A 12,320-nucleotide genomic window follows, 5' to 3' on the forward strand; every position below is an offset into this window, starting at 1 on the left:
TGCGATGCCCATCGGCTCGACGCCTTCCGACACCACGGCGCTCGGCACATCGCTCAGATTGGAAAAGAACTTTTCGAACCAGAGTTCGAGGTTGAGGCCGTTCCAAAGGATCAGGTCGGCCTTCTGAGCCTTGATCAGGTCGCCGGGCGTGGGCTGGTAATTGTGGATCTCAGCGTCGGGTTTGGTAATCGATTCCACCACCGCCGCATCTCCGGCGACGTTGCGGGCGATATCGGCGATCACCGTGAAGGTGGTCACCGCAACCATCTTTTCGTCCGCTCCTCGGCTTTCGGCGTCGCCTCCGCCTTCGGCGGAGCATGCGCCGAGCACAATGAGAAGGAGCAGGGCCGGAGCGCGAGCGAGCAATCGCATGATGAATCCTGGGTTATGGGCGCCGCCCAATGCGGTAGCCGACGCATAGGTAGGGCAGGCCGTCGCGCCTGTCAATGCAATTGCAAATCATTTGCAACAGGGATGAAACCGGGAAGTTTCCATCAGCGCATCGTTTCCGGTAGCAGTCGGTCCGCGAGATTTCCAGCCCGGTTAAACCGGGCTGTCTCTGCGCAAGGGCCTTGGCCCGAAACACCGTGGCTGCTACCGACATTTGTGATGAACTGGCGCAAATATTTTGAACAACTTCGGCCTGATCAATTCGACGGTCGGACCAACGCACTGATCCGTTCCCTTCTCGACGGGAAGGACCTCAATCGTCTTGACGCGCGAACGCAGCGACAGCTTCGGGCGATTTTGAAAGAGCATGAGCGCAAGCGTTCCTGGCTGAAGGGCAAGACCTCTTGCCCGACATGCGCCGGTGAAGGACTGGCGGTCGCTCCCGATCCCGGCAACGCGCCGATCGTCAAGAACGGCGTCGGATTTCTGCCGTCGCCGTGCGCCGAATGCAAAGGCCAGGGATACGTGGAGACGCACTAGCGTGAGTAATGTAAGCGCTCGTCAATGTCGCCTCGGCGAAGCGTCAGTGGGCGTTACCTTGGGCCGAAACTGGCCATCGGCGCGCGACCAGGCGAAGCCGGGATTTCTGGCTTGCAACAAGACGGGGAAGGCCACCGTTGCTGAGCCGGAGCGGGCACGGTCAGGTTCGGGGAGCTGCGAAGCAGCGAGTAGCACCGGTCCGAAGGAGACGCCAAAGCCATCATTTTCTTGCGAGGTTCCATCGGATAAAACCAGCGAGCTACAGCCGTGAATTGTGAAATATCGAACTGAGACGATGCCGGAAAACAACGAAATCTATGTCATTCGCTGCCCTGAACTCAATAATCAGGTTGCCCATTTCCAAAAAGACCGGCTTTGCGACTGGCCTATCGTTTGGGTCGATCTTCCGCGATTAATTCAAGTTTGGGAACAAAGCCCTCGCGCTCTTCTGCTGCCCCAAGCGCGCACATGGGAGGTAAGAAAATACCAGATCTACAGGGAGGGGCTGGAAAGCACGATCATTCCCTTCACCACAATAAACGTCCAGACCTATGGAACGCAGATCGGAAGGCTTACCGTGCCGCGAATTTCCTACGGATGGGACAATCACGATCAGGCAATCACCGTGGGTTTCGTGAACGGCCGACATCGGACCAGAATGCTCGAAGATGTGGGGGTCAGGACGATACCGGTACAGATCCACGAACGCGAAGCCGAAGAATTGCGGCGCACCTGCGCCCCATCTCCAGGCATCGAACTCGAAACGTTCTTCGAATAGAGACTATTCGACGTCGAAGACGCTGCCTAACGATCCCATTGCCAACAATCAGGTTTTGCGAAGCCAGTGTCCAGCGTTCTCTATGATACGGACGTATCGGCGGGAGGGATCGTCAACGCCGGGGATCTTCCCAGAGCTTCAAGCTTCTTTCCAGCTTTAAGCGACTCATCAACATTCCATTTGGTTGACGTCTTCGCGGTCGACCGCTTTTTCGGCAATCCAGTGGCGGGGATCTCGGGTGCCGGCGGTCTCGAGACGCAGGACATGCAGGGCATCGCCCGGTGGTTCAACCTGTCTGAGACCACCGTCCTTTTGCCGCCGACACGATCGGAGGCGGACTACAGGGTAAGGATAATTCACGCTCCAGAGCGAGATTCCCTTCGCCTGCCATCCTACGCATGGCACTGCCATGCGTGGCTCGCAGCGGGCGGCAAGCCGAAGAGCGACGATGAGATCGTTCAGGAATGCGGGGCGGGCCTGGTTAAGATCCGGCGTGGCAGCGGGCGGCTGTCCTTCGCGCCGCCGCTGATCCGCTCGGGCGCGCCGACGGAAAATGAGCTGGCTGACGCGCGGCGGCTCCTCCGCATCGCTCTGGAGGATGCTCTGGACGCCGCTTGGATCGACAACGGCCCGGATGGCTGGACCAATGCGGATGCAGAGCGTCAGACGGGTCACCAGCGGTCGAACCAAATGATGTTCCCCATACCCATTTGGAGATGCTGCTTCCCAAGGCCCATCCTGATCAAATCGGGGTAAGCTCTTAAAGGGAGGGGGACATGCTCAAGACGCTCATATTGATTTGCTCGGTCAGCGTCGCTCCGGCGGATTGCAAGACGGAAACGGCGATCGACGTCATCAGTGGACCTGACGCGACCAATGAAGTCGCATGCATGTTTCATAGCCAGGCGTACATAGCAGGGACGAGTGCTTTGGCGCCGCGCGAGGGCGAGTACATGAAGGTGACGTGCTCGCGCTCGCGACCTTCCGACACTGCGGCCGGAACTGCCGATGTCGTCTCTGCAGAGAGATTGCCATGATTCAGGTGCTGGCATGAGCCTGGCTCGAGATTTAAGGCATTTAGACGTGCGCGCATTCGGGAACGAGCCAGTTGGCTGCACCCCTCCAAAAGGGCCGGCGAGTTAGGAGACACTTGCCGAGCCCTGGGGTGGTACGCTGTTTTCGACATTTGCCGGGGCCATCCTGCCGACATTGGGGGCCAGGTGCTGATCGGATTGGAAAGACGGGACGCTGTTCTCGTCACTTACCTGCTCAACAAGGGCGAGCCAGACCCACAAAACGTCTGCCCGTCACCGTCCTTTCCGGCTTTCTCGGCGCCGGCTAGACCACCCTCCTCAATCACGTCCTCCACAACCGCGAGGGCTGCCGCGTTGCCGTCATCGTGAAGATCGGGGCAGGCGTGCAGGCCGCCAACCTGTGCGCCGGCTTCGTCAACGACCTTGATACCGATCGGAAGCTCGTTCGGCTTCTCCCTGTTCGGCTCGGACAGCAGGACATGAGAGCCATAGGCGACTGCGACGCCATGCTGCGGCGCGGTCCGTCTTCACTTCCGAAAGTCCGACATGCCCTGCAGCACCGCTTTCTCGGAGATGATGCGGGCGACACCTTCCCCGTCGAAAAAAGCCGCGAACTCTCCGCCGTGCGACGGCTTCTCGACTACGATCTCAGTGCCGATGAGCTTCGGCGTCGCGATGTCGATGTCGCCATGATCGCCATGGTCGTCGAGGCGATGTCGCTCGAAATTGCCGTGACCGTGCCGGCGGTCCCCTGGATCGCGAACACGGCCCTGTCGCTCGCGCTGCGATGAAGAGTGGCGGGGCCTTTCACGGGGAACGTGCCGATTTTCTCGCCGCTGACTGCATCGATGGCCGTGATGGTCGGTGCGGCGTGGTCCGAGACGAACACACTCCAGGCCTCTTTCTCGTCGGCCAATGCTTCGTTGGCTCCCGCAAGCAGCGCGAGCATCGCCGCTGCGTTCCTCCATAGTGTTTGCATTTGCTGCTCTCCTTGGTTAAGTAGCATGGGTACGTAACGTAATAACGTAACAAACTGCAACGGGCATAAAGGTGTTGGGCTCGGGAAAGGACCGCTTGATGCGAGCAAATCAATTGGCTAGGAACGGGTGTCGGTTTCCGTAAGGAAATAACAGGGAATTCGGCGCTGCCCCTCATTGGCCGCGAAACGAAACTGCCCCCGCAACTGTAGGCGGTGAGTCCATCTCGATCATGCCACTGGGATTAGCCCCCGGGAAGGCCGAGACGGACGATGACCCGTCAGTCAGGAGACCTACCGACACCCGTAACTGAACGCGCCGGGCGGGGTGTCCGGGGAGGTTGTCGATGACGCTAGCCACACGTGAAGTGCAGCCGCATCTCGTCCGTTGCGACGCGATGACGATCATTGCCGTCCTGACCCGATTCCTTCGATCCCTGCCAGCAACCGATCGGAGATGTTCGCGTCATGACTTTTTCGCGCTTGGCACTTGTTGCCGCTAGTTTCGCTTTCCTCACGGCCGCCGCGGCGGCTGAGCCCACGAAATATCCGCTGACCCTCGAGAATTGCGGGGAGACGCTGACCTTCCAGAAGGCGCCGGCGTTGACCGTGACCGTCGGCCAGGCGGCGACCGAAGTGCTCTATTCGTTAGGCCTCGGCGACAAGGTGACCGGCACCTCGGTCTGGTTCAACGAGGTGCTTCCCGAATTCAAAGAAATCGACGACCAGGTCGAGCGGCTCGCCGACAATGATCCGAGCTTCGAGAGCGTAGTCGCGAAGAGGCCGGAACTGGTGACCGTTCAGTTCATCTGGCATGTCGGTCCTGACGGAATCGTCGCGACCCGCACCCAGTTCCATGACGTCGACATACCGACCTATGTGCTGCCGGCCGACTGCGTCGCCAAGGACAATACGGTCGGCGCCGATGGCACGCGCAGCGAGCTCTTTTCCACCGCTGCCATCCATCAGGGTATCCGCGAACTGGCGCAGATCTTCGACATCCAGGGCAAGGGTGCGGAACTCGTCGCCAGCCTCGCGGAGCGCGAGAATGCCGCCGTCGAACGCGCCAAGGCGCTCGACCTCAAGGACGTCTCGGCGGTCTTCTGGTTCTCCAGCGCCGAGATGGACATCGACCCCTATGTCGCGGGCCGCAAGGGCGCACCGGCCTACATAATGGACAAGCTCGGCATCAAGAACATCATCGAGTCCGACGAGGAGTGGCCAGTTGTCGGTTGGGAGACCATCGCCAAGGCCAACCCGAAGCTGATCGTCATCGCCAAGATGGATCGCCGCCGTTTCCCCGCTGACGACTACGTGAAGAAGCTGGAGTTCCTAAAATCCGATCCGGTCGCGAGCCAGATGGACGCCGTCAAGAACGACCGCATCGTCGTCATGGACGCACATGCGATGGATGCGACCATCCGCACGATTGCCGGCATCGAGGTGCTGTCGAAGTCGCTCAAGGATTTCGGACTGGCAAAGTGAGCCTGACCGCCTCGCAAGCAATCTACGTCTCCCGGCTCGGCCGGGGGTCGCTCGGTTTCGCCGCGCTCGTTGCGGCAGTGCTGGCCGGAATCTGCATCGGCGAGACGCCGATCCCTGTCTCGATCGTCCTGCAGACTCTGGCCAACAAGATCTTTGGTTCGGCCTACGTGCTCGACCCAATCGACATGGGGATCATCTGGAACTATCGCCTGCCGCGAGCGATCATCGCGGCATGTTGCGGATCGGGCCTGGCCATCTCCGGCATGGCGCTGCAGTCGCTGCTGCGCAATGCGTTGGCCGACCCGTATCTTCTCGGCATTTCCGCCGGTGCCTCGACCGGCGCGGTGGCCGTGGCTGTCGCCGGCTTGGGCGCCGGCGCGATTTCGATGTCGCTTGGAGCCTTCGTTGGCGCCGTCGCAGCCTTTGCCCTGGTGGCGATACTGGCGCGCGCGGCTGGCGGTGGCGTTACGTCGCACGGCACCGGACAGATCGTGCTCGCAGGCATAGCCGAGTCGCAGCTCTTCAACGCGCTGACCTCCTTCATCATCACCAAGTCGGCCAATGCCGAGCAAGCGCGCGGTATCATGTTCTGGCTGCTGGGCAATTTGAGCGGCGCACGGTGGCCCGACGTTTGGCTGGCGGTCCCGATAGCCCTGGTCGGACTGGCCGCTTGCATCTGGTATGCGCGCGCTCTCGACGCTTTCGCCTTCGGCTCCGAGTCGGCATCGTCGCTGGGAGTACCAGTTCGCAGAGTGCAGGTCGTCCTCATCGGCTTCACGGCGCTGGTGACGGCGGTGATGGTGAGCATCGTCGGCTCGATCGGCTTCGTCGGGCTTGTTATCCCGCATGCGGCTCGGTTTCTCGTTGGCGTGCGCCACGGGAGGCTAGGGCCGGCGACGGCGCTCATCGGCGCGGTGTTCCTGATCACCGCAGATGTGCTCTCACGCACCATTGTTCCCGGGCAGGTCCTGCCGATCGGCGTCATTACGGCACTCGTTGGAGCGCCGGCCTTCGCCGTGATCCTGATCCGCGGGCGGGGCGCGCCATGATTCTGGAAGCACACAATCTCGGCTGGTCAGTGCGAGGGAAACCGATCGTCGCTGGGGTCGATCTCGTGGTGAACGAGGATGAAACGCTCGGTCTCGTCGGGCCGAACGGCTCCGGCAAGTCGACCCTGATGAAACTGTTGGCAGGCATCCGACGACCGACGTCAGGCGATGTTCGCGTCAAGGGCGAGGCGCTTCGCGCGATGCCGCGCCCCGCCGTCGCCCAACTAATCGCCTTTCTCGAACAACAGGCAGAGACCACTGAGGCCATCACCGTGAAAGATGCGGTCGACCTTGGCCGCACGCCGTGGCTGACGCCGCTGCAGCCATGGTCGCCGAAAGACGACCTCATCGTGGCGCAAGCGCTTGCTGACACCGACATGGAAGGGTTCGAGCGCCGTTCCTGGGCAACCCTTTCCGGTGGGGAGCGCCAGCGTGTCCACCTGGCGAGGGCGCTCGCGCAACAGCCTCAGATCCTGCTTCTCGACGAGCCCACGAACCACCTCGATGTCCAGCACCAGCTCTCGATCCTCGACCTGGTCGCGAAACTGCCAGTCACATCGGTTGTCGCGCTGCACGATCTGAACCAGGCGCTCTCCTGCGATCGCGTCGGCGTGCTGTCTGGCGGCCGGCTCGTGGCGCTAGGCCCTCCGCACGAGGTGCTCACTGTCGAGCGGATCGGCGCGGTGTTCGGCGTTCGCGCAAGCATTCTCACCGACCCGGCAGACGGCACGCACATGTTCCGCTTCCATCCAGCTTCCTGAAAGAAAAACCCATGCGCTTGCAAATTCTGACTTTGTTCCTGTCGCTGGCAACGTCGTCCGCCTGTGCCGAGACGCACGACATCAAGATGCTCAACCGCAACGAGACGGGCCCGATGGTCTACGAGCCTGACTTCGTCCAGATCGCGCCGGGCGACACCGTAAAGTTCATCGCGGCCGCAAGCGGCCACAATGCCGCGACGATCGACGGCATGGTCCCGGACGGTCACCCCGGCTTCAAAGGCAAGATCAACGAGGAGATCGAGGTCACACTCGGCCAGGAAGGCTTTTATGGCATCAAATGCTCGCCGCATGTCGGCATGGGCATGGTGATGGTTATCCGCGTCGGCGACGCCGCGCTGGAAGCTTCGTTCTTGAACGTGGACGTGCCGCCCCGGGCGCACAAACGCTTCGATGAAATCCTCGCGCGAAACGGTTTCGGCAAATGATCTCTGACGAGCAGGCCGAGCCCGGAGCGAACTTCGACCTCAGGGACGAGATCCATGAGTACTGGTCGCGCCGCGCAGAAACTTTCGATCTGGCTTTTGGCCACTACATAGCGCCTGGGCACGAGGTCGAAACTCTGCGCATCAAGCCTATAGTGTGAGAGCTTGAACTCCTTGCTAACGCCAAGGGCGACCTGCGCGCCTTATCAAGGCCGGTGCTGCCATCGAGCTCGCCATGAAGTTGGACGAGGAAGCGAGAGACGGCCTAGGGTTTGTCTCCGAGCACGTCAAACAATTCCGGCAGCCCGTCGAGCATCCAGATAGCCGGACAGCATTGTGTCCGCCATCTGTTGGCAGTTTGTCAGATTGGCTTCACTGCCCTGCTAATCCTTCCACTCTCTAACTAGCTGAAAAAACCCACAAATTTTTTCCTTATCCGTCTACTAGGGTGGCACGCGATTTGCTTCATTAGCTAACAGGCTTCGGTGCCGTATTCGTGTCGGGAGGCCCAGCGAAGGAAGGAAACAACTTGCCAGATCTGCTACCGAAAACACGTTATGTGGCCGGTAACATCATCAACGGCATTCCGAAACCTGCCAGCGCTGGCGGCGGTACCGCGCAGAAGTGGAAACATCACGGTAGTACGCGCCCGACTCCGGCTCGGCTGCGGAATACAAAAGGATAGCGCTATGATTGTGCGTAGCCTGCAGGATGTTGAAGCGACCGATCACTTCGTCGATTGGGGCAATGGTACTAGCCACCGCCTCCTGACGGATAAAGACGGCATGGGCTTTAGCATCTGCCACACCGTAGTGCGCGCTAACACCGTCTCGCTTCTGCAATACCGTAATCATCTCGAAGCCTGCTACTGCATCGCCGGAGAGGGCGAGGTCGAGGACATGGTCGGTAATGTCTTCCCCATTCGCAAGGGCGACATCTATGTGCTTGACAAGCATGACAAGCATCTTCTGCGCGGGGGTCGGGACAAGGACCTGATCCTCGTCAGTATCTTCAACCCGCCCCTCAAGGGAACCGAGCGCCACAAGCTCAACGACCCGGCAGGCTCGGCATATTGAGCAAAGCGAACGAACGCCAAGTCTCATATAAACCACCGCCTTTTCGGGCTTATGTCGAGCAGGTTCTCGTCCCGACACATGTGCAGGCGAAATTGTCATTATGGAATAACTTGCCGGCCCACAAAGCGGATGGCGTCCATCAGGCCATCGAGCACGCGGCTGCGAACTGCGCGACCTTCCGCCTTACAGTCCCGCTCCAAGCTCAAGGCGGCTCTTGCGGGCCAAGGCGGAGCGTTCAGTCGACGCCTCGTGGAACGCAGTTGGTAAATCGCAAACTCTTCGAGCCACAGGAATGCGCCGACTACTTCGCAGCCGCTGGATATGACCCGGATTAAGAGGACGTGCTCTAGGCGGTCCACTGGGAGAACCACTGGGCTCGATCACGCATTATGGGAAATTCAGGAGAGTCACCCCGACGAACGGTGCAGCCGGGCCAGAAAAATCCCTTTGACGTTCCAGGCCGCTTTCTTTGCCCGGAACACATCGGGCGAGATTCCGGAACGCTTGTGCCGATTGACAGCGCGCTCAATGATACGATTGTCCGGCGATGTCGGATAAGTGACATAGCAGTATTATCGCTATCACATCGATTGAGAACGGTTTCACCTTTGGCACGATACATGCGCAGTCCTCTAAAAAGCGCATAGACTGAGGAGAAGCCGTCCGATGATCACGCTTATCGGAAGCTCAGACGAAGTTCAGGTGGCAGCTGCGATACTGCCGGCGACGATAATTGGCGACGTGGGAGCTTGGCAGGGACATTGGGAAGATCTGGCTCCGCAAGAGTTTCGTTGCCGTCAATGCACGCCAGATTACACAAGCGATGGTGGGCGCCCCCGAGCAGATCCGAGGGGCGGCGCCTAGGGCAGGAACTGCCCAGCTTGGTGGGTGAACTGCTGGAGGGGTGAAGATGGCACATCGGTCTTCTCCTGCGCGCGGGAGTGCCTGCGAGCCAGGCGATCGGGACAGGCATCCTGCAGCGCGATCAATCTCCTCCAGCGTCTTTGTTGGCAGTGGTACGCTCGCTATCCGCTGCGCTCAGATGGCAATGGCGATGGGCCACGTCATTGGTGCGGCCCTGTGTGGCGACGCCCTATTCGCAGAGTGGGCGACTCGTGCCAGCATCCCGTGCATGGAAAGTGTTAAAGAGCTCTCCTCCTTTTTGAAGGCTGAGCCGGTGGATTGGATTTTCTCCGTTGCCAATCCGCTCCTATTGCCACCGGACGTGTTAGGGCGAGTGCGTCGAGGTGCTTTCAATTGCCACGACGGTCCATTGCCACGATATGCGGGAACGCACGCGACGTCCTGGGCGCTGCTGGCGCAAGAGACCGAATATGCCATCACGTGGCATCGGATCGATGATGGTGTTGGTACGGGTGACGTCGTCGTTCAGAGCCAAGTGCTGATTGCGCCCACCGATACGGCACTGACCCTGAACCTTAAATGTTATGAAGCCTCGATCGAGGGCTTCCGCGAGCTCTTAACTGGCCTCGAGAACGGGAAGCTTACGGACTATCCGCAGGCGCTGGTGGTTAGAAGCTATTTTCCGAGACGTCGACGCCCCGATGCGGCTGGCTGTCTGCGATGGGATCAAACCGCCCAAGAGTTGTCAGCGATGACGCGTGCCCTAGACTTTGGCCCGTATCATCCCAATCCAATGTGTCTGCCCAAGGCTCTCGTAGGCGATGAGGCTGTCACAGTCAGACGCCTGGAGGTGTTGGCTCGACGCTCGGGCGTTCCGGCAGGTTGCCTGCTTAAAGTCCACTCCAGCCACTGGCGTGTGGCGACGGGTACGCAGGATGTCGATGTTTGCTTTGGCGGCCCCGACGGGGAGGTGCTGGACGCGCGAGCCCTCGCTAGGCACTCCAATCTGGATGAAGGTAGTCGCCTTCCGATCTTGAGCGATGAACAGGTGCGGAGCATAACTGCCACCCATGAATTACTGGCGCCTCGGGAGGATTTTTGGCAACAGCGGCTGGGGCAGTTCAGAAAATTGCATCCTCCTTTCCTGTCGTCGTCCGTGGCTGCGGCGCCGCCCGGATGGCAGTCGAGCTCGTGGTGCATTCCAAGTGCTTTGGCTAAACTGTCCCCACTCGATCGCACGGAATACTTGGCAACGGCTTGGCTGATCTATCTCGCCCGCATCACGGGAGAAACAGAGCTTCAACTGGGATGGACGCCTGCATCGGACGAATCGCAAGCTGGCTGCAAAGCGGTGGAGGTGTTGATCGCCTCTGTCGTGCCGATGGAAATTGCCATTGATCTTGCACATGATTTTGAAGAAGTGCGCAAGGTGGTGGCCGCCGAATTCGCTCGGCTGACGGAGCACGGCAGCTTTGCGCGGGATCTTATCGCACGCTCCCCGACATTGCGAGGTGTGGAGGCGCTACGGTCGCACCATCCCTGGCCGATTGGCATCACAATCACGACAGGCAGCTGTTCCGTCGCTGGCGATCTGAAGACGAGCCACAGAGCTGGACTAGCCCTATGCGGCGATTTGCTGACCTTTGAGGTTTGCGCTCTGGATGGGAGCTTTCGCTGGCATTTTGATGCCAGTCGATTGGCGCCGAAGCAGATCGACCGCATGGCGCAGAATTTGCAAACTTTGTTACATGGTGTGATGGCCGATGCGGGGCAGCCGGTCGGCCGCATCGACATCCTGCCGGCCGACGAACGCACGTATCTACTGGAGCAGTTGAACCGGACGGCGGCGCCTTATCCGTCGGAGCGGTGCATCCATGAGCTGTTCGAGGCGCAGGTACGCCAGGCGCCGGAGGCGGAGGCGGTGGTCTGCGAGGACGAGCGCCTGAGCTATGGCGAGCTCAATGCGCGGGCCAACCGGCTGGCGCATCATCTGATCGCCCTCGGGGTCAGGCCGGATCAGCCGGTGGCAATCTGCCTGGAACGCAGCTTGGCGATGGTGGTGGGTGTTTTGGCAATCCTGAAGGCGGGCGGTGCCTATCTGCCGCTGGATCCGGCCTATCCGTCGGCGCGGCTGCGGCAGATTGTCGACGATGCAGAACCGCAACTGCTGCTGGCCGATGCGGGCGGCCGCGCCGCGCTCGGCGCGGAGGCGCTGGCCGATGTGAGCGTGGTCGATCTGGATACGGCCAGCGCAGCCTGGGCCGAGCGGTCGCCTTCGGACCCGGAGCCGCGCACGCTTGGCCTCACTTCGCGCCATCTCGCCTATGTCATCTACACCTCCGGCTCAACCGGAACCCCAAAGGGCGTCGAAATGTCACACGGCTCGCTTGTGAATTCGCTCTCGTCCTCACCGGGGGTTGGCGCGCGAAAACGACGCACACTTCAATTCGCGACCCTGAACTTCGATGTGTCCTCCCAGGAATTGTTCATTTGTTGGAAGGACGGTGGACTGCTCGTGCTCGTGCGGGAGGAGACTCGTAGGGACTTCTCCGACTTGCTCGAATTCGTGAAGGGGAAGGCGATCGAGCGGCTTTTCCTCCCATTCGTAGCATTGAACCATTTTGCGGAGGTCTGGGGCGCGCAGCAAGTGCTGCTCCCCTCTTTAAGTGAGATTTATACAGCGGGTGAGCAATTGCAGGCCACTCCACTGCTTAGGGCGTTCTTCGAAGCACATCCAAAAGCGAGATTGATCAATCAATACGGGTCCACAGAAGTCAACATCATTGCCGAGCACCGCCTTGCAGCTGACCCATCATGCTGGCCCCAATTGCCTCCGATCGGCCGCCCGATTGCCAACACGCGGGTGTATCTGCTGGACAGTCATGGTGCGCCCGTCCCGTTCGGGGCGGTGGGGGAGCTTTATA

The 12,320-nt window shown here is 60.3% G+C and carries 13 protein-coding genes, 2 pseudogenes and 1 riboswitch; of the genes and pseudogenes, 14 read left to right on the plus strand and 1 reads right to left on the minus strand.

Annotated elements, in window-relative coordinates; all coding sequences use genetic code 11:
• The coding region (locus MAXJ12_RS22420; protein ID WP_244421554.1) for a metal ABC transporter solute-binding protein, Zn/Mn family at nt 1-267 on the minus strand (267 nt) is incomplete at its 3' end.
• Nucleotides 268-609: 342 nt separating this feature from the next.
• Here MAXJ12_RS22420 and MAXJ12_RS22425 point away from each other — a divergent pair.
• From MAXJ12_RS22425 to MAXJ12_RS22480, 14 genes and pseudogenes are all read left to right on the plus strand, one after another.
• A complete protein-coding gene (locus MAXJ12_RS22425; protein WP_008838293.1) occupies nt 610-930 on the plus strand; it encodes a hypothetical protein in 321 nt (106 codons plus the stop codon).
• Between the two features lie 295 nt (nt 931-1,225).
• Nucleotides 1,226-1,708: a plasmid fertility inhibition factor family protein gene (locus MAXJ12_RS22430; protein WP_008838294.1), complete on the plus strand. Its 483-nt coding sequence runs from the start codon at nt 1,226-1,228 to the stop codon at nt 1,706-1,708.
• A 66-nt stretch (nt 1,709-1,774) separates the two neighbouring features.
• Nucleotides 1,775-2,464 carry a PhzF family phenazine biosynthesis protein gene (locus MAXJ12_RS22435; RefSeq protein WP_050898876.1) on the plus strand — a complete coding sequence of 230 codons (690 nt, stop codon included), beginning with the start codon at nt 1,775-1,777 and terminating at the stop codon, nt 2,462-2,464.
• A gap of 20 nt (nt 2,465-2,484) precedes the next feature.
• Nucleotides 2,485-2,745 (plus strand): hypothetical protein, encoded by a 261-nt coding sequence (locus tag MAXJ12_RS22440; protein WP_008838296.1) that lies wholly within the window; start codon nt 2,485-2,487, stop codon nt 2,743-2,745.
• A 263-nt stretch (nt 2,746-3,008) separates the two neighbouring features.
• Nucleotides 3,009-3,113, plus strand: a pseudogene (locus tag MAXJ12_RS39870) (GTP-binding protein); the annotation flags it as partial.
• 108 nt (nt 3,114-3,221) lie between these two features.
• The gene (locus MAXJ12_RS38065; protein ID WP_162097502.1) at nt 3,222-3,533 is read left to right on the plus strand and encodes a hypothetical protein; all 312 of its coding nucleotides are present in this window, start codon (nt 3,222-3,224) and stop codon (nt 3,531-3,533) included.
• Between the two features lie 302 nt (nt 3,534-3,835).
• Nucleotides 3,836-4,034: riboswitch (cobalamin riboswitch) on the plus strand.
• A gap of 152 nt (nt 4,035-4,186) precedes the next feature.
• On the plus strand, nt 4,187-5,203 hold the full coding sequence (locus tag MAXJ12_RS22450; protein WP_008838298.1) for an ABC transporter substrate-binding protein: 1,017 nt from the start codon (nt 4,187-4,189) through the stop codon (nt 5,201-5,203).
• 2 nt (nt 5,204-5,205) lie between these two features.
• Nucleotides 5,206-6,252 (plus strand): FecCD family ABC transporter permease, encoded by a 1,047-nt coding sequence (locus MAXJ12_RS22455; protein WP_139043990.1) that lies wholly within the window; start codon nt 5,206-5,208, stop codon nt 6,250-6,252.
• Complete coding sequence (locus MAXJ12_RS22460) at nt 6,249-7,013, plus strand: ABC transporter ATP-binding protein (RefSeq protein WP_008838300.1); 765 nt, start codon at nt 6,249-6,251, stop codon at nt 7,011-7,013. The genes MAXJ12_RS22455 and MAXJ12_RS22460 overlap by 4 nt, the downstream gene beginning before the upstream one ends.
• 11 nt (nt 7,014-7,024) lie before the next feature.
• A complete protein-coding gene (locus MAXJ12_RS22465) occupies nt 7,025-7,459 on the plus strand; it encodes a pseudoazurin (protein WP_008838301.1) in 435 nt (144 codons plus the stop codon).
• The gene (locus MAXJ12_RS38270) at nt 7,456-7,617 is read left to right on the plus strand and encodes a hypothetical protein (protein WP_008838302.1); all 162 of its coding nucleotides are present in this window, start codon (nt 7,456-7,458) and stop codon (nt 7,615-7,617) included. Before MAXJ12_RS22465 ends, MAXJ12_RS38270 begins: the two co-directional genes overlap by 4 nt.
• A gap of 528 nt (nt 7,618-8,145) precedes the next feature.
• Nucleotides 8,146-8,532, plus strand: coding sequence for an ectoine synthase (locus tag MAXJ12_RS22470; protein WP_008838303.1), 387 nt, complete (start codon nt 8,146-8,148; stop codon nt 8,530-8,532).
• A gap of 41 nt (nt 8,533-8,573) precedes the next feature.
• Nucleotides 8,574-8,867 (plus strand): annotated as a pseudogene (locus MAXJ12_RS39020) (IS630 family transposase); the annotation flags it as partial.
• A gap of 719 nt (nt 8,868-9,586) precedes the next feature.
• On the plus strand, nt 9,587-12,320 hold a 2,734-nt coding region (locus MAXJ12_RS22480; protein WP_157999652.1), incomplete at its 3' end, for an AMP-binding protein.

Source organism: Mesorhizobium alhagi CCNWXJ12-2, from assembly GCF_000236565.1.
Lineage (GTDB): Bacteria > Pseudomonadota > Alphaproteobacteria > Rhizobiales > Rhizobiaceae > Allomesorhizobium > Allomesorhizobium alhagi.

Coding starts and splice junctions, on each gene's coding strand:
- MAXJ12_RS22425 (WP_008838293.1), top strand. CDS start 610: ATGAACTGGCGCAAATATTTTGAACAACTTCGGCCTGATCAATTCGAC.
- MAXJ12_RS22430 (WP_008838294.1), top strand. CDS start 1,226: ATGCCGGAAAACAACGAAATCTATGTCATTCGCTGCCCTGAACTCAAT.
- MAXJ12_RS22440 (WP_008838296.1), top strand. CDS start 2,485: ATGCTCAAGACGCTCATATTGATTTGCTCGGTCAGCGTCGCTCCGGCG.
- MAXJ12_RS38065 (WP_162097502.1), top strand. CDS start 3,222: ATGAGAGCCATAGGCGACTGCGACGCCATGCTGCGGCGCGGTCCGTCT.
- MAXJ12_RS22450 (WP_008838298.1), top strand. CDS start 4,187: ATGACTTTTTCGCGCTTGGCACTTGTTGCCGCTAGTTTCGCTTTCCTC.
- MAXJ12_RS22460 (WP_008838300.1), top strand. CDS start 6,249: ATGATTCTGGAAGCACACAATCTCGGCTGGTCAGTGCGAGGGAAACCG.
- MAXJ12_RS22465 (WP_008838301.1), top strand. CDS start 7,025: ATGCGCTTGCAAATTCTGACTTTGTTCCTGTCGCTGGCAACGTCGTCC.
- MAXJ12_RS38270 (WP_008838302.1), top strand. CDS start 7,456: ATGATCTCTGACGAGCAGGCCGAGCCCGGAGCGAACTTCGACCTCAGG.
- MAXJ12_RS22470 (WP_008838303.1), top strand. CDS start 8,146: ATGATTGTGCGTAGCCTGCAGGATGTTGAAGCGACCGATCACTTCGTC.